This window comes from Streptomyces sp. NPDC055632 (assembly GCF_053618675.1).
This window is the reverse complement of the sequence record NZ_JBSHHY010000002.1, coordinates 102,451-118,292: the sequence shown is the minus strand read 5'-3', so window position 1 is coordinate 118,292 and position 15,842 is coordinate 102,451. Positions and strand designations below refer to the sequence as shown.

General features: G+C 72.3%; 15 protein-coding genes. 14 read left to right on the top strand and 1 reads right to left on the bottom strand.

The annotated features are described in order from the left end of the window. Window positions 1–38 precede the first annotated feature (38 nt). The 14 genes from ACWGSR_RS03110 (at window position 39) to ACWGSR_RS03045 (ending at window position 14,089) form a co-directional block, all read left to right on the top strand. Window positions 39–188 (top strand): hypothetical protein, encoded by a 150-nt coding sequence (locus ACWGSR_RS03110; protein WP_453563201.1) that lies wholly within the window; start codon window positions 39–41, stop codon window positions 186–188. Between the two features lie 212 nt (window positions 189–400). Continuing rightward, a complete protein-coding gene (locus ACWGSR_RS03105) occupies window positions 401–1,021 on the top strand; it encodes a stress protein (RefSeq protein WP_453563200.1) in 621 nt (206 codons plus the stop codon). 77 nt (window positions 1,022–1,098) lie between these two features. After that, window positions 1,099–1,626 (top strand): stress protein, encoded by a 528-nt coding sequence (locus tag ACWGSR_RS03100; protein WP_376231007.1) that lies wholly within the window; start codon window positions 1,099–1,101, stop codon window positions 1,624–1,626. Between the two features lie 151 nt (window positions 1,627–1,777). Next, window positions 1,778–2,143, top strand: a complete 366-nt coding sequence (locus ACWGSR_RS03095) for a PH domain-containing protein (RefSeq protein WP_030204774.1) — start codon at window positions 1,778–1,780, stop codon at window positions 2,141–2,143. 128 nt (window positions 2,144–2,271) lie between these two features. Then, complete coding sequence (locus tag ACWGSR_RS03090; RefSeq protein WP_376231008.1) at window positions 2,272–3,096, top strand: BRO family protein; 825 nt, start codon at window positions 2,272–2,274, stop codon at window positions 3,094–3,096. A gap of 65 nt (window positions 3,097–3,161) precedes the next feature. Further along, window positions 3,162–4,037 (top strand): DUF2797 domain-containing protein, encoded by an 876-nt coding sequence (locus ACWGSR_RS03085; RefSeq protein ID WP_453563198.1) that lies wholly within the window; start codon window positions 3,162–3,164, stop codon window positions 4,035–4,037. Between the two features lie 303 nt (window positions 4,038–4,340). Further along, a complete protein-coding gene (locus ACWGSR_RS03080; protein ID WP_453563196.1) occupies window positions 4,341–4,676 on the top strand; it encodes an antibiotic biosynthesis monooxygenase family protein in 336 nt (111 codons plus the stop codon). Then, a complete protein-coding gene (locus ACWGSR_RS03075) occupies window positions 4,663–5,574 on the top strand; it encodes an amidohydrolase family protein (protein ID WP_453563194.1) in 912 nt (303 codons plus the stop codon). Before ACWGSR_RS03080 ends, ACWGSR_RS03075 begins: the two co-directional genes overlap by 14 nt. A gap of 126 nt (window positions 5,575–5,700) precedes the next feature. Continuing rightward, a complete protein-coding gene (locus tag ACWGSR_RS03070) occupies window positions 5,701–6,456 on the top strand; it encodes a response regulator transcription factor (RefSeq protein ID WP_366373118.1) in 756 nt (251 codons plus the stop codon). Between the two features lie 6 nt (window positions 6,457–6,462). Further along, window positions 6,463–7,980, top strand: a complete 1,518-nt coding sequence (locus ACWGSR_RS03065) for a sensor histidine kinase (protein WP_453563193.1) — start codon at window positions 6,463–6,465, stop codon at window positions 7,978–7,980. Window positions 7,981–8,151: 171 nt separating this feature from the next. After that, on the top strand, window positions 8,152–9,441 hold the full coding sequence (locus ACWGSR_RS03060) for a glycosyltransferase (RefSeq protein ID WP_453563191.1): 1,290 nt from the start codon (window positions 8,152–8,154) through the stop codon (window positions 9,439–9,441). Next, window positions 9,438–11,588: an ArnT family glycosyltransferase gene (locus ACWGSR_RS03055; RefSeq protein ID WP_453563189.1), complete on the top strand. Its 2,151-nt coding sequence runs from the start codon at window positions 9,438–9,440 to the stop codon at window positions 11,586–11,588. The genes ACWGSR_RS03060 and ACWGSR_RS03055 overlap by 4 nt, the downstream gene beginning before the upstream one ends. A 168-nt stretch (window positions 11,589–11,756) precedes the next feature. Continuing rightward, window positions 11,757–13,286 (top strand): MFS transporter, encoded by a 1,530-nt coding sequence (locus tag ACWGSR_RS03050; protein WP_376231014.1) that lies wholly within the window; start codon window positions 11,757–11,759, stop codon window positions 13,284–13,286. Between the two features lie 35 nt (window positions 13,287–13,321). Next, window positions 13,322–14,089, top strand: coding sequence for a TetR/AcrR family transcriptional regulator (locus ACWGSR_RS03045; RefSeq protein WP_376231015.1), 768 nt, complete (start codon window positions 13,322–13,324; stop codon window positions 14,087–14,089). An 88-nt stretch (window positions 14,090–14,177) separates the two neighbouring features. Here the strand turns inward: ACWGSR_RS03045 and ACWGSR_RS03040 are convergent, their stop codons facing one another. After that, window positions 14,178–15,836 (bottom strand): DHA2 family efflux MFS transporter permease subunit, encoded by a 1,659-nt coding sequence (locus tag ACWGSR_RS03040; protein WP_376231016.1) that lies wholly within the window; start codon window positions 15,834–15,836, stop codon window positions 14,178–14,180. Between the last annotated feature and the right edge of the window lie 6 nt (window positions 15,837–15,842).

Sequence of the window (15,842 nt, the reverse complement as noted above, 5' to 3'; positions counted from 1 at the left end):
ACCGCCGTACGAACGGGGCGCGCCGGCTCCTTCGCCTCGTGGCGCTCCTCGGCGTCGGCGCCGGATGCGCCGTCGTCCTGGTGGCCGGGCGGTCCGCCGGACGCCGGGCTCCCGAGCCCCCGAAGGCCCGCCCGGCCGGGCGCCCGCTCCCCGACGACGCACTCGACCACCTCACCACCTCCTGGTGACCCGCGTCCCGCCTTCCGGAAAAGCCGCCGCACGTCGGGACGGCACGGAGGCCGGTATTCGCGACTTCTCCGCCGGTCCCGTACGGGATCCCATCATCCCGGCCGCCGCGAACGACGCGGCACGGCCGAAAGGGCAATTCTTTCTGCCCGAAAGAACATTTCCCGCTCGACGGAAAACGTCGAAACCCGCCACGCAAGGAAGTGAATCAGAGATGAAGAACAACAAGCGCGCCGCCTACGCCGTCATCAGCGCGATCGTCGCCGCGGGCGTCCTGCTGCCCTCCACCGCCTCGTACGCCGCCTCCGTCGCTCCCGTATCCCCCGCCTCTTCGGTCTCCTCGGTCTCCTCGATCTCCTCGGCCCCGAAGCCCCTGGCCTCGTACGCCACCCCCGCTCCCGTCCACGTCCCGGGCGCCGGGCAGGTCCGGGCCGCCGGGCTCGCCGCGCCGCCGAAGACGCAGGGCTTCGCCGTCGCGGTCGAGGTGATCGTCGCGGTCGCCGGCATCGCGGAGAAGATCTACAACATCACCGTCGACGCCCTGGCGAGGAAGCAGAACCGCGACGGGTACGTGAAGTCCCTGATGGAGGGGAACTTCTACGAGCACAACCAGCGCTACAACGTCATGGTCATCAACGACGCCAACCGCTACTCGATGAACCTCCAGGGCATCGTGTCCAACGTCAAGGTCACGAGCGACTACGGCACCTACCGGGTCATCGTCTTCGAGTCCGGGACCTTCACCAACCACGGTGACGGCGGCTGGATCAACTGGGGCTTCAAGGGCTGGTTCGACCGCAACGGCGGCTCCGTGACCTTCTACCGGTCCTGGTGACGCCCGAGCCCCTCCCGCCCTCCCCGCTCGTTTCCTTCGCCCTTCCCTTCCCTTTCATTCGAACAGGAGTTCCCCTCATGCGTCGCATGACCTCGCTCGCCGGTGTCGCCCTCGCCTCCCTCGCCCTCACCGCGGTCGCCGCGCTCCCCGCCCAGGCCGCCGAGCGCTCCCCGGCTCCCGCCCCCGCCAAGCTCTCCGCCCCCGCCGCCGTCGGGGCGCAGGCGGCGAAGCCCGGTGAGGCGGGTGCCCTCGGCACCGCCCCGATCGTCTCCGTGCACGGCAACGCCTCGTTCAAGGGCGCCGTCGAGAGCGCGCTGAAGAACATCGACACCGACGACCGCGGGTCCTACGTCCAGCAGGCGGTGGACAGGGTCTTCGACGCGGCCGGCGGCCAGTACAACGTCATGGTGTTCAACCTGAGCCAGGGGTACGAGAACGGCCTCGGCGACGTGAAGCTCTACGCCAACGTCCAGTTCGGAAAGGTCTACTACGGCGTGTGGATCTTCGGAGCGGGCGGCACCTTCAAGAACACCGGTGACGGCGGCTGGATCAACTGGGGCTTCAAGGGCTGGTTCAACCGCAACGGCGGCACCGTGACCTTCTGATCCGGCTCGCCGCTAACGCCTTCCCGCCCTCCCGCCCTTCCCGCCGCTCCCGCGCCCCGGTGCCCCCGCGTCCGCCGGTGGCGCGAACGGCTAGGGTCGACGGACCGTTCTTTCATCGCACAGGGGCTTCCATCGCCCAGGGGGTTGGACCATGGCACTCTTCGGGAACGCGCACGCGATCGACCCGGCGCAGGCGCAGCAGGACTTCGCGCGGCTGCTCGGACCGGGGGAGCAGGTGCACGCCGCGTACTTGCTGATACGGGACACGATCTTCTTCACCGACCGGCGGCTCGTGCTGGTCGACAAGCAGGGGATCACCGGCAAGAAGGTCGAGTACCACTCGATCCCGTACCGGAGCATCACCCACTTCGCCGTCGAGACCGCCGGCACCTTCGACCTCGACGCCGAGCTGAAGATCTGGATCTCGGGCAGCCAGCTGCCCGTGCAGAAGACCTTCACCAAGGGGGTCGACATCTACGAAGTGCAGGCGATCCTCACGCAGTTCGTCGCCAAGTAGGCGGTACGGAAAAGGGGAGGGTCCCCGGGGAAATCCCCGGGGACCCTCCCCTTTTGGGTGAACCTGTCTTATTTGCATGTCAGTTGAATATGCCTTCGGACTAACTTGCGAGGCGGAGGTGATGATCGATGGACGCGATCGACATCGATGACGTGGTGTACGCCGCCACCGGGGAGCGCCTGCGGAGGCTGACCGCGCCGGACGGGGCCCACTGGTTCCCGGTGGCCGAGGTGGCGAAGCGGCTGGGGTACGCGGGGACGAGGGAGGCCCTGCGGACGGTGGCGCTGCCCGGGGAGTGCCTGGCGTCCGCGCGGGAGATCGCCGGCGACGACGCGTACCTCCGCCGGAGCGGGATCCGCGCGTCGGCGCGGATGGTGAGCCTCCAGGGGCTCGTCCAGCTCGTCGGCGCCTGCCGCAGGCCGGAGGCCGGGCCGTTCCGGGCGTGGGTGGCCGAGGTCGTGGCAGCGGTCCAGCGGTACGGCGGGTACGGGCTCGAACCCTCCCCGGTGCACGCCGGGTTCCTGCTGCCGCCGGAGCTCGTCGACGTCCTCGTGCGCCTGGAGGGACGGATCGACGAGCGCGCCCTCGCGCACACCGGGCAGGTCGAGTACGCGGAGCTGCTCCGCGAGACCCGGCAGAGCCTCTCAAGGGTCGCCGAATCCCTTGAGCGGCTCGCCGTGCCCCGCCAGCGCAGCGGCTCCGCCGTCGCGCTCAGCCCGCAGGAGCTCGTCGAGTCCTGGGCCATCACCGGGGACGTGCGGACGGTCGCCGACTGCCTCGCCCCCGGGCTCGTCCGGGGCGGGGTGCGCTACCGGGCCCAGGACGTCACCCGCCGCACCGGGCTCTCCGGCGAGCGCGTCCGCGACTGCGTACGGCTCCTCCTCGAACGCGGCTGCATGCGGCAGGTCGGAGAGCCCGACCCGGACGGGACCAGGATCTACGTGCTGCCCTGATCCGGGTGCCGCCGGCCGTGGGTGGCGGAGACTGGAGGTCCGGGGCGGTCGGGAGTGCGGGAGGCATGGACGTGGAGTGGCGGTGCCGGGGGATCACCTGGAGCGGCGGAGTGCCGGGGCTGAGGTGGCAGGGCGGTAAGGTCAGCCCGCTCGCGTACGGGGGGCCGCTCGCCTTCCGTGCCGTGGGGGAGCGGCGCTGCCCCGGGGCCCGGGGCAACCCCTGCCCCCTGGCGGCCGCCGTCCCCGGCCGGGCCACCGGAGGGCGGTGCGCGGAGTGCGCGCGGCTCGACCGGGCCCACTCGGTCGCGGCCGACACCGTCGCTGACGACCCCCAGCCGTACCGCGTCTACCTGGCCTGGTTCGGGCCCGGCATGACCAAGGTGGGCATCACCGCCGAGGCCCGGGGCGAGGCCAGGCTCCTGGAGCAGGGGGCCGTCGCGTTCAGCTGGCTCGGCCGGGGACCGCTGATGGCGGCCCGCCGCACCGAGGAGGTCCTGCGGCAGGCGCTCGGCGTGCCCGACCGGGTCGCGTACGAGCGCAAGCGGGCCGCCCGGCACGCCCTGCCGCCCGCCGCCGACCGGGCCCGGGAGGTCGAGGAGCTGTACCGGCGGGCCCGCGAGGTGGGGGGCTGGACCGAGACCCTGGAGCCGCTGGAGTTCGCCCCGCGCGACCACGCCGGGGCCTTCCGCCTCGACGGTCTGCCGCCGCTCGCCGGCACGGTCACCGAGCTGACCGACGGCGGCACCGTCACCGGACGCCTGCTCGCCGCCGCCGGGCCCGACCTGCACCTCCTCGCCCCCGACGGACGCTGCCTCGCCCTCGACACCCGGCTCATGGGCGGATGGGTCCTCGGGAAGGCCGGAGCGGAGGACGGTTTCTCGGTGCCGGTGACGGCGGCGGCCCCCGCGAGCGACCCGAACGAGCAGGGGGAGCTCTTCTGAAGCGGCTTCCGGAGCGGCGCCTCCGGCTGTTTCCCGAGCGGTCTCCCGAGTGACGTTCCGGACGCCTTTCGGGACGGCTTCCCGGGTGACGTTCCGGGCGGACGGCTTCCCCGGCTGCTTTCCGAACGGTCTCCCGAACCACGCCCCCAACCACGTCCCGGACGACTCCCGGGGCGGCTTCCCGGACACCTTCCCGAAGGCTCCCCCCAGCGCTTTTCGTCGCCGAACGCGCTTCGTAAAGTCTTGGATCCCTTTGGCCGGGGGCCGTGGACATCCCGGCCCGCCCCCGGCGAGGGTGATCGCATGACCCCGAAACTGGTGGCGGGCATCGAACCGCCCTACTACACCGCTGTCTTCACCTCGGTCCGCCCCGACGCGCCCGAGGGGTACGCCGAGACCGCCTCCCGGATGCAGGAGATCGTCCAGGAGATCCCCGGCTACCTCGGATACGAGTCCGCCCGCACCCCCGGCGGCATCGGCATCACCGTCGCCTACTTCCGCGACCTGGAGTCCCTCGACGCCTGGCGTCTCCACGCCGAGCACCGGGAGGCCAAGGCGTACGGGCGGAAGCACTGGTACGACAGCTACAGCGTCCACATCGGCAGGGTCGAGCGGAGTTACGGTCATGAGCGCGAGTGACGGCACGGACGGGGCGGTCGGCGTCGTCGAGATTCCCGCGCTCCTCGCGCGGCTCGGAATCCCCGGACTCGTCGACGTGCACACCCACTTCATGCCGAAGAACGTCCTCGACAAGGTCTGGGCCTACTTCGACGCCGTCGGCCCGCTGACCGGCCTGGACTGGCCCATCACCTACCGCGAGGAGGAGGACCGCAGGCTCGCCCTCCTGCGCGGGTTCGGGGCGGTCGCCTTCACCGCGATGCTCTACCCGCACAAGCCCGGCATGGGCGCCTGGCTGAACTCCTGGGCCGCCGACTTCGCCGCCCGTACCCCCAACTGCCTGCACACCGCGACCTTCTTCCCCGAGCCGGGAGTCGACGGCTACGTCCACGCGGCTCTCGACGCCGGGGCCCGCGTCTTCAAGGTGCACCTCCAGGTCGGAGGGTTCGATCCGAACGACGACCGGATCGACGGCGTGTGGGGCAGCCTCGCGGACAGCGGCACTCCCGTCGTCGTCCACTGCGGCTCCGGGCCGACCCCGGGGAACTTCACCGGCCCCGGCCCCATGGGACGTCTCCTCGCCCGCCACCCCCGGCTGCGGGTGATCGTCGCGCACATGGGGATGCCCGAGTACGGCGAATTCCTCTCCCTGGCCGAGCGGTACGAGGGGGTCCACCTCGACACCACCATGGCGTTCACCGACTTCAGCGAGCGGCTCGCGCCCTTCCCCGAGGAGGAGCGTAAACGGCTGATCGACCTCGGCGACCGGATCCTCCTCGGCTCCGACTTCCCCAACATCCCCTATCCGTACGCCCATCAGCTCCACGCCCTCAAGCGGCTCGGGCTCGGGGACGACTGGCTCCGGAAGGTGCTGTATGAGAACGGCGCCGCGATGTTTCACGTGAAACCGGCTCGTTGAGCCACAGAGCGTGCTGTTTCACGTGAAACGGACCCCTGTGGGCGCCCGGCCGTCGGCGGCTGTTTCTCAGGGAATTCACAGGAAAGCGAAAGAGGCCTTTCAGCGGCGGCGGCCAGCCTGGGGTCCATGACCGTCACCCCGCACCGCACGAGCAACCGCCCCGGCACCCGCGCCGACATGCTCCGCGCCGACGGAACCGCCGTCCGGGTCCTCGTCGTCGATGACGAGGCCTCGCTCACCGAGCTGCTCTCCATGGCCCTGCGCTACGAGGGCTGGCAGGTCATGAGCGCTGGGGACGGGGCCGCCGCCCTGCGTTCCGCGCGCGAGTTCCGGCCCGATGCCGTGATCCTCGACATGATGCTGCCCGATGTCGACGGGCTGAGCCTGCTCGGCTCGATCCGGCGCGAACTGCCCGATGTACCGGTGCTCTTCCTGACGGCGAAGGACGCCGTGGAGGACCGGATCGCCGGGCTCACGGCGGGTGGCGACGACTACGTGACCAAGCCCTTCAGCCTGGAGGAGGTGGTGGCCCGGCTGCGCGGTCTCATCCGCAGGTCCGGGGCCGCCCAGGCGCGCAGCGAATCGCTGCTGACCGTCGGGGACCTGACCCTCGACGAGGACAGTCACGAGGTCACCCGGGGCGGCACCTCGATCCACCTCACGGCGACCGAGTTCGAGCTGCTGCGCTACCTCATGCGCAATCCGCGCCGGGTGCTCAGCAAGGCGCAGATCCTCGACCGGGTCTGGTCGTACGACTTCGGCGGCCAGGCCAATGTGGTCGAGCTCTACATCTCCTATCTGCGCCGGAAGATCGACGCGGGACGCTCCCCGATGATCCACACCCGGCGCGGGGCCGGCTACCTCATCAAGCCGGGGGAGTAGCCGCCGGTGACACGAGGCACGCCACCGGGCCGGGGCGCGCGGCGGCCCTGGTCGCTGCGCACCCGGCTCGTCGTGTCGGCGGTCGCGCTGATCGCGGTCGTCGCGGCCGTCATCGGCACGGTCACGACGATCGCGTTCCGCTCGTACCTGTACGACCAGGCCGACGAGCAGGTCCGGGGGCTCTCCCATCGGGCCGCCGGGCCACCGGTCGTGATGTCCGCGCCCGACCCCGGACGCGACCGGGAGCCGTTCGCCTTCCTCGGCGGACCGGGCGCCCCGATAGGGACCCTCGGCGCGGTCCTGACCGACGGGGAGATCACCTCCGCCGGATACTCGACGGAGGTGGCCGGGAACAGCGGTGCGGACGGACCGAGGTTCCCCGTCGAGGAGCTGGACGCGGAGCAGCGGGCCGCCCTCGCCGCCGTCCCGCGCGACGGCGAGCCGCACACCGTGGAGCTGCCCGGCGGCCTCGGCTCGTACCGGGTCGCGTACGCGGAGGGCAGCCGGGGCGCCTTCCTCACCGGCATCCCGCTCACCGAGGTCGACGGAGCCCTCTCCACCCTCGTCCTGGTGGAGCTGAGCGTCACCGGCGCCGGGCTCGTCGCGGCCTCGATCGCCGGGACCGTGCTCGTCCGGGTGGCCCTGCGCCCGCTGCGGCGGGTCGCCGCCACCGCGTCCCAGGTCGCCCGGCTCCCGCTGCACAGCGGCGAGGTGGCGCTCCACCAGCGGGTCCCGGAGACGGAGGCCGATCCGCGCACGGAGGTCGGCCAGGTCGGCGCGGCCCTCAACCGGATGCTCGACCACGTCCACTCGGCCCTCGACGCGCGCCAGCGGAGCGAGACCCGGGTCCGGCAGTTCGTCGCGGACGCCAGCCACGAACTGCGCACCCCGCTCGCCTCGATCCGGGGGTACGCGGAGCTGACCCGACGGGGCCGCGAGGAGTGCGGTCCCGACACCCGCCACGCGCTCGGCCGGATCGAGTCGGAGGCGACCCGGATGACGGGCCTGGTGGAGGACCTGCTGCTGCTCGCCCGGCTCGACGCCGGGCGCCCCCTCGCGGACGAGCCCGTCGACCTCGTCGCCCTCGTCCTGGACTCGGTGAGCGACGCCCGCGCCGCCGGGCCCGGCCACCACTGGAGCCTCGAACTCCCCGGGGAGGGGGCGGAGGTGCGGGGGGACGGCGCCCGGATCCGGCAGGTGCTCCTCAACCTCCTCGCCAACGCCCGTACCCATACCCCGCCCGGCACGAAGGTCACCGCCCGCGTCCGTGCGGAGGGGACGGACGCGCTCGTGGAGGTCGAGGACGACGGGCCCGGCATCCCGGAGGCGCTCCTGCCCTCCGTCTTCGAGCGGTTCGCGCGCGGCGACGCCTCCCGCTCCCGCACCGCCGGCTCCACCGGCCTCGGCCTCGCGATCGTCCGCGCGGTCGTCCTCGCCCACGGCGGCGAGGTGACGGTGGAGAGCGCCCCCGGCCGGACCGTCTTCGGCGTCCGGCTGCCCCTGGAGGGTGTCTCGCCGGGCTAGCGGTGTCCCGCACCGCTCCCTGATCCGGCCTGATCGACAAGACGCCCCCCTGGGACCCGTCCGGCGGATCAGCGTCGGACAGGCCCCGGACGACGGTCCGCGCGGAGACTCACAGGCGGGGCACAGGCACAGCACACAGCCGTGACAGCCGCCCCGGCGAGTGTCTGGGACATGCGAACCCCAACGATCGCGCGGCCCGTGCCCGGCGCCCTGCCCGCCCGGGAACACCTGCCCGTGGACGTCGCCGGACGGCCCGTCCTGGACGTGGTGATCCCCGTCTACAACGAGGAGAAGGACCTGGAGCCGTGCGTCCGCCGGCTCCACGCGCACCTCTCCCGGACCTTCCCGTACGGCTTCCGCATCACCGTCGCCGACAACGCCTCCACCGACACGACGCCCGCCGTCGCCGCGGCCCTCGCCCGCGAGGTGCCCGGGGTGCGCTCCGTGCGCCTCGAACAGAAGGGGCGCGGGCGGGCCCTGCGCGCGGTGTGGTCGGCGTCGGACGCGCCCGTCCTCGCCTACATGGACGTGGACCTGTCCACCGACCTGAACGCGCTGCTCCCGCTGGTCGCGCCGCTCATCTCCGGCCACTCGGACCTGGCGATCGGCTCCCGGCTCTCCCGCTCCTCGCGGGTGGTGCGCGGCCCGAAACGCGAGTTCATCTCCCGCGCGTACAACCTGATCCTGCGCTCCTCGCTCGCGGCCCGGTTCTCGGACGCGCAGTGCGGGTTCAAGGCCATACGGCGCGAGGTCGCCGAGCGGCTGCTCCCGATGGTCGAGGACACCGGCTGGTTCTTCGACACCGAGATGCTGGTCCTCGCCGAGCGGGCCGGCCTGCGCATCCACGAGGTGCCGGTCGACTGGGTCGACGACCCCGACTCGACCGTGCACATCGTGAGGACGGCGACGGACGACCTGAAGGGCGTCTGGCGGGTGGGGCGGGCCCTGGCGACCGGCTCGCTGCCGCTCGACCGGCTCGCCCGGCCCTTCGGGGACGACCCCCGGGACCGCGACCTCAGCGGCGTGCCGGGCGGTCTCGCCCGCCAGCTCGTCGGCTTCTGCGCGGTCGGGGTCCTGTCCACGCTCCTCTACCTGGCGCTGTACTCGGCCTTCCGGCTCGGCCTCGGCCCGCAGCTCGCCAACGCCGCCGCGCTCCTCGTCTCGGCCGTCGCCAACACGGCGGCCAACCGGCGCCTCACCTTCGGGGTGCGGGGCCGGGACCGGGCCGTCCGCCACCAGGCGCAGGGGCTCGTGGTCTTCGCCATCGGCCTGGCCCTGACCAGCGGTTCGCTCGCCGCCCTCGGCGCGGCGACCGGCGACCCCGCGCACTCCACCGAGCTCGCCGTCCTGATCGTCGCCAACCTCGCCGCGACCGTCCTGCGCTTCCTCCTCTTCCGGCTCTGGGTCTTCCCCGAGCGGGCCCCCGCGCCTACCGCGTCCACCGCAAGGAACGAACGATGACCACCCCGAACCCCGCGGCCCCCGCTCTCCCGGAGGGCGGCCGGTTCGCCCGGCTCCGGCGCGGACGCGCCGAGGACGCCCCCTGGGTCCGCCCCGCCTTCCTCGGCCTGCTGGCCCTGACCGGCGTGCTCTACCTGTGGAACCTGAGCGCCTCCGGCTACGCCAACTCCTTCTACTCCGCGGCCGTCCAGGCCGGCGGCGAGAGCTGGAAGGCCTTCTTCTTCGGCTCCCTCGACGCGGCCAACGCCATCACCGTCGACAAGCCGCCGGCCGCGCTCTGGCCGATGGCCCTCTCCGTCCGCCTCTTCGGCCTGGGCTCCTGGCAGATCCTCGTGCCCGAGGTGCTCATGGGCGTGGCCACGGTCGGCGTCCTGTACGGGGCCGTCCGGCGCCGGTTCGGCGCGGGCGCGGGTCTGATCGCGGGCCTGGTCCTCGCGCTGACCCCGGTCGCCGCCCTGATGTTCCGCTTCAACAACCCGGACGCGCTGCTCGCGCTGCTCATGACGGTCGCCGTGTACGGGGTGCTGCGCGCCCTGGAGGGCGGGCCGGGCGCGGCGAAGTGGCTGGTGGGGGCGGGAGCGGCCTTCGGCTTCGCGTTCCTGGCGAAGACCCTCCAGGCCTTCCTGATCCTGCCGCCGCTCGCGCTCGTGTACGCGGTGTGCGCGCCGGGCGGGATCGGGCGCCGGATCCGCGACCTGGCCCTCGCCGGGCTCGCGATGCTCGTCTCGGCGGGCTGGTGGGTGGCCCTGGTCGAACTGTGGCCTGCGTCCTCCCGTCCGTACGTCGGGGGCTCGCAGAACAACAGCTTCCTGGAGCTGACCTTCGGCTACAACGGCCTCGGCCGGATCAACGGCGACGAGACCGGCAGCGTGGGAGGCGGAGGCGGCCCCGGCGGCGGCATGGGCGGCGGTGGCCGGTGGGGCGAGACCGGGATCGGCCGGATGTTCAACGACTCGGTCGGCGGCCAGATCTCCTGGCTGCTCCCGGCCGCGCTGCTCCTGCTCGTCGCGGGGCTCGTCGTCACCCGGCGGGCACCCCGCACGGACACCGCGCGCTCGGCGTTCCTGGTGTGGGGCGGCGCGCTGCTGATGACCCTCGCGGTCTTCAGCTTCATGGCCGGCATCTTCCACGAGTACTACACGATTGCCCTGGCCCCGTACGTCGCGGCGCTCGTCGGCATGGGCGCCTCCGTGCTGTGGGAGGAGCGGACCCGGTTCGCGGCCTCGGCGGCGCTCGCGGTGACGGCGGCGGCGACGGCCTGGTGGGCCTGGACGCTGCTCGGCCGTACGCCGGACTGGCTGCCGTGGCTGCGCTGGGCGGTCCTGGTGGCGGGCCTCGCGGCGGCCCTCGGGCTGCTGTTGGCGGGCCGGGTCGACCGGCGCCTCGGGCTCACGGCGGCGGGCCTCGGCCTGGCGGCGGGCCTCGCGGGCCCCTTCGCGTACACCCTGGCGACGGTGGACACCGGCCACCAGGGCTCCATCGTGACGGCGGGCCCGGCGGGCGGCCGGGGCCCGGGCGGCTTCGGCGGACGCATGCCGGGCGGCCAGAACGGCCAGAACGGCCAGGGCGGGTTCGGCGGCCAGATGCCCGGCGGCCCCGGCGGACAGGGCCAGGGTCAGGGTCAGATGCCCGGCGGCACCCCGCCCCAGGGCATGCCGCAGGGAGCACCCCAGGGAGCACCCCAGGGCAACGTCCAGGGTGCGCGCGGCGAGCGCCCCGGCTTCGGCGGCGGTGGCGGCGGCATGGGCGGGCTCCTCAACGGCGCGAACGTCGGCGCGGAGGCCGAGGCGGCGCTCCTGAAGGACGCCGGCTCCTACACCTGGGTCGCGGCCACGGTCGGCGCGCAGAACGCGGCCAGCTACCAGCTCGCCACGGAGAAGCCGGTCATGGCGATCGGCGGCTTCAACGGCAGCGACCCGTCCCCGACCCTCGCGCAGTTCAAGCAGTACGTCGCCGAAGGGAAGATCCACTACTTCATCGGAAGCGGCGGCGAGGACACGGGCGAGAACGGCGGGCGCACCGGCGGCAGGGGCGGCATGGGAGGCGGCATGGGCGGCAACTCCGAGATCTCCACCTGGGTCTCGAAGACCTTCGAGAAGGTCACGGTCGGCGGTGCCACCTTCTACGACCTGACCAAGAAGACCTGACCAAGAAGACCTGACCAAGAAGACCTGACCAAGAAGACCTGACCAAGAAGACCTGACCAAGAAGAAGTGACCGGAAATCATGGCCGGAAATAACCGCTATACAGCGTAAGAGAGCCCTTGTACGGTGTACGAGCCCTGGTCCCGTACACCGTACAAGGAGTTCTGCCCATGACGGCGACGACCGCCGCGAACGAACCGTCCGCCACCACCGGCGGCCACCCGCAGCGCTGGCTGATCCTCGGCGTCATCTGCCTGGCCCAGCTCACCGTGCTGCTCGACAACACCGTGCTCGGCGTCGCCATCCCCTCGCTGACCTCGGAGCTCCACGCCTCCACCGCCGACATCCAGTGGATGATCAACGCGTACTCGCTCGTCCAGTCCGGCCTGCTCCTGACCGCCGGCAACGCCGCCGACCGCTACGGCCGCAAAAAACTCCTCGCCGCCGGACTCGCGCTCTTCGGCCTCGGCTCGCTCGCCGCCGGACTCGCCGGGTCCACCGCCCAGCTGATCGCCGCCCGCGCGGGCATGGGCGTCGGCGGCGCGCTGCTCATGACCACCACGCTCGCCGTCGTCATGCAGATCTTCGACGACTCCGAGCGGGTCAAGGCCATCGCGCTGTGGGCCACCGTCAGCTCGCTCGGCTTCGCCGCCGGGCCGCTGATCGGCGGCGCCATCCTCAACCACTTCTGGTGGGGCATGATCTTCCTGATCAACATCCCGGTCGCGCTCATCGGCCTGGTCGCCGTGGTCAAGCTGGTCCCCGAGTCCAAGAACCCCCAGGGCGAACGGCCCGACCTGGTCGGCGCGCTGCTCTCCACCGTGGGCATGACCGCCGCCGTGTACGCCATCATCACCGGCCCCGAGCACGGCTGGACCTCCGCCGAGGTGCTGGTCCCGGCGGCCGTCGGCGTCGCCGTCCTCGCCGCCTTCGCCCGGTGGGAGCTGCACGTCCCGTACCCGATGCTCGACATGCACTTCTTCCGCAACCAGAAGTTCGTCGGCGCGGTCGCGGGCGCGATCCTCGTCATGTTCGGCATGGGCGGCTCGCTCTTCCTGCTCACCCAGCACCTGCAGTTCGTCCTCGGCTACGAGCCGCTGGAGGCCGGTCTGCGGATGGCGCCGCTCGCCCTGACCGTGGTCGCGCTCAACCTGACCGGCGTCGGCCCGCGGATCGTGATGAAGCTCGGCACCGCGCCCACCGTGGCCGTCGGCATGACCCTCGTCGCGGCCGGTCTCGCCTCGATCGCCCTGATCGGCGGCGGGACGAACAGCAGTTACTGGGGGATGCTCCTGGGCCTGGTCCTGATGGGCGTCGGCCTCGCGGTCTCCAACCCGGCCATGGCCAACGCCATCATGAGCGCGATCCCGCCGGAGAAGGCCGGTGTGGGCGCGGGCGTCAACGGCACCCTCGCCGAGTTCGGCAACGGCCTGGGCGTCGCCGTCCTCGGAGCCGTGCTCAACGCGCGCTTCGCCGCCCTCGTCACCGTCACCGCGACCTCGCTGCCCGCGGCCCTCGCGGCGGCCGGCGACGACGCCGAACGGGCCCGGGTCTCCGACGCGTTCGCCTCCGGCCTCCAGACCAGCCAGCTCGTCGGCGCGATCGCCGTCCTCGCGGGCGGCCTGCTCGCCGCGGTCCTGCTCCAGCGGGCCGAACGGGCGGAGAAGGGCGCGGTCCCGGATCCGGCGGCGGCTGCCTAGCATGGTCACGGACCGCTGACAGACGGAGGAACGCGATGGTCAAGGCAGCCGATCGGGCCGGGAACCCGGCGCGTTCCAGCGTTTGGCTGGAGAAGCGGACCCCGCGCGCCGGGGGCGGTCCGGCCGGGCTCGACCGGGACCGGATCGTGGCCGCCGCGATCCGGATGCTCGACGAGGAGGGCCTCGGCGGCCTCTCGATGCGCAAGCTCGCGACCGAGCTCGGCGTCACGGCGATGTCGCTCTACTGGTACGTGGACACCAAGGACGACATCATCGAGTACGCCGTCGACTCCGCCTACGGGGAGGTCGACCTCGCCGCGGTCGACACCGCCGGCGACTGGCGGGGCCGGTTGCGGACGCTCGCCCTGGACTACCGGCGGATGCTGGTCCGCCACCCGTGGATGTCGCCGTGCGCCGGCCAGTACCTGAACATCGGGCCGCACGCGGTCGCCGTCGGCACCAAGATCCAGGAGGCGGTCGGGGACACCGGCCTGCCGATGCACCGCCTGCCGGGCGCGATGTCGGCGGTCTTCCAGTTCGTGTACGGCTACGGGACGATCGAGTCGCAGTTCCAGCGGCGTGCGGCGGAGGCCGGAATGTCGCAGGACGACTTCTACGGGGAGTCGATCAAGGCCTTCCGCGAGGACCCGCAGTTCGTGGAGGCGCTCGAACCGATGACGGAGCTCCTCGACGAGCGGGCCTCGCACGGCACCGTCAGCGAGATCTGGGACCGGGACTTCGCGTACGCCCTCGACGTCCTGGTCGCCGGCATCGAGGTGATGGTGGCCCGGGAGCGGGAATGAGAACGACGGAGCGGCGGGCCGTCCCCTGCCCGCCGCTCCGTACCCGACCCGGCCGCGCCTCCGCTCGAAGCGCGGCCGGGAGCCTTTCCTACCGGGCGTCCGCCGTCGCCCTGGCGTCCGCCGGGGCCTTCGCGGCGTCGACGCCGTCCGTCTTCTCGTCCGCCTTCGCCGTGCCGCTCTTGAGGGCGACCTCCTTGATGAACAGCGTCACCAGGAAGGCGAGCAGCGCGAACGGCGCCGAGTAGAGGAAGACGTCCGCGACGCCGTGGCCGTACGCGTCCTCCATGACCGTGCGGATCGGGGCCGGCAGCTTGTCCATGTCGGGGATGGCGCCGCCCGTGCCGCCCTGGCCCATCGCGGCCGCGGCCTTCGGGCCGAGCTCGGTCAGACCCTCCTTGACGTAGTCCGTGACCCGGTGGGCCATGACCGCGCCGAGCGCCGAGACGCCGACCGCACCGCCCAGGGAGCGGAAGAAGGTGACGACGGAGGAGGCGGCGCCGAGGTCGGCGGGGGCCACCTGGTTCTGGGTGCAGAGCACCAGGTTCTGCATCATCATGCCGAGGCCGAGGCCGAGCAGCGCCATGAAGAGCGCGATGTGCCAGTACTCCGTGTCGTAGCGGATCGTGCCGAGCAGGCCGAGGCCGCCGGCGGCCAGGGCGCCGCCGCTGACCAGCCACGCCTTCCAGCGGCCGGTCTTGGTGATGACCAGACCGGAGACCGTGGAGGAGACGAACAGGCCCGCGATCATCGGGATGGTGAGGACGCCGGACATCGTCGGCGACTCGTTGCGCGCCAGCTGGAAGTACTGGCTGAAGAAGACCGTGCCGGCGAACATCGCGACGCCCACGAAGAGCGAGGCGAGCGAGGCCAGGGTGATCGTGCGGTTGCGGAAGAGGCGGAGCGGGATGATCGGCTCGCTCGCCCTCGACTCGATCAGGACGAAGACCGCGCCGAGCGCGACGGCGCCGAGGACCATGGCGACCGTCTGCCAGGACATCCAGTCGTACTTGTCGCCCGCGAAGGTGACCCAGATGAGGAGCAGGGAGACGGCGGCGCTGATGAAGAGGGCGCCGGCCCAGTCGACCTTGACCTCGCGCTTCACGACGGGGAGCTTCAGGGTCTTCTGCAGGACGAGCAGGGCGATGATCGCGAAGGGCACGCCGACGTAGAAGCACCAGCGCCAGCCGAGCCAGTCGGTGTCGGTGATGACGCCGCCGAGCAGCGGGCCGCCGACGGTGGCGACGGCGAAGGTCGCGCCGAGGTAGCCGCTGTACCGGCCGCGCTCGCGCGGGGCGATCATGGCGGCCAGGATGATCTGGGAGAGGGCGGTCAGACCGCCGACGCCGACGCCCTGGACGACGCGGCAGACGATGAGCATGCCGGTGCTCTGCGAGAGGCCGGCGACGACCGAGCCCGCGACGTAGATGACCAGGGCTATCTGGACGAGCAGCTTCTTGGAGAAGAGGTCCGCGAGCTTGCCCCAGAGGGGGGTGGTCGCGGTCATCGCCAGGAGGGCCGCGGTCACGACCCAGGTGTAGGCGGACTGGCCGCCGCCCAGGTCGGTGATGATCTGCGGCAGGGCGTTGGAGACGATCGTCGAGGACAGGATGGCGACGAACATGCCGAGCAGCAGCCCGGAGAGCGCCTCCATGATCTGCTTGTGCGTCATCGGGGCGCCGCCGGAGGCGATGTCCCCCTCCTTCGCGCTCCCGCCGCGCACACCGGTCTCTGGTGTGGTGCTAGCCATGGACTT

Coding starts and splice junctions, on each gene's coding strand:
- ACWGSR_RS03055 (WP_453563189.1), top strand. CDS start 9,438: ATGACCACCCCGAACCCCGCGGCCCCCGCTCTCCCGGAGGGCGGCCGG.
- ACWGSR_RS03105 (WP_453563200.1), top strand. CDS start 401: ATGAAGAACAACAAGCGCGCCGCCTACGCCGTCATCAGCGCGATCGTC.
- ACWGSR_RS03095 (WP_030204774.1), top strand. CDS start 1,778: ATGGCACTCTTCGGGAACGCGCACGCGATCGACCCGGCGCAGGCGCAG.
- ACWGSR_RS03100 (WP_376231007.1), top strand. CDS start 1,099: ATGCGTCGCATGACCTCGCTCGCCGGTGTCGCCCTCGCCTCCCTCGCC.
- ACWGSR_RS03050 (WP_376231014.1), top strand. CDS start 11,757: ATGACGGCGACGACCGCCGCGAACGAACCGTCCGCCACCACCGGCGGC.
- ACWGSR_RS03090 (WP_376231008.1), top strand. CDS start 2,272: ATGGACGCGATCGACATCGATGACGTGGTGTACGCCGCCACCGGGGAG.
- ACWGSR_RS03040 (WP_376231016.1), bottom strand. CDS start 15,836: ATGGCTAGCACCACACCAGAGACCGGTGTGCGCGGCGGGAGCGCGAAG.
- ACWGSR_RS03060 (WP_453563191.1), top strand. CDS start 8,152: ATGCGAACCCCAACGATCGCGCGGCCCGTGCCCGGCGCCCTGCCCGCC.
- ACWGSR_RS03045 (WP_376231015.1), top strand. CDS start 13,322: ATGGTCAAGGCAGCCGATCGGGCCGGGAACCCGGCGCGTTCCAGCGTT.
- ACWGSR_RS03085 (WP_453563198.1), top strand. CDS start 3,162: ATGGACGTGGAGTGGCGGTGCCGGGGGATCACCTGGAGCGGCGGAGTG.
- ACWGSR_RS03075 (WP_453563194.1), top strand. CDS start 4,663: ATGAGCGCGAGTGACGGCACGGACGGGGCGGTCGGCGTCGTCGAGATT.
- ACWGSR_RS03070 (WP_366373118.1), top strand. CDS start 5,701: ATGACCGTCACCCCGCACCGCACGAGCAACCGCCCCGGCACCCGCGCC.
- ACWGSR_RS03080 (WP_453563196.1), top strand. CDS start 4,341: ATGACCCCGAAACTGGTGGCGGGCATCGAACCGCCCTACTACACCGCT.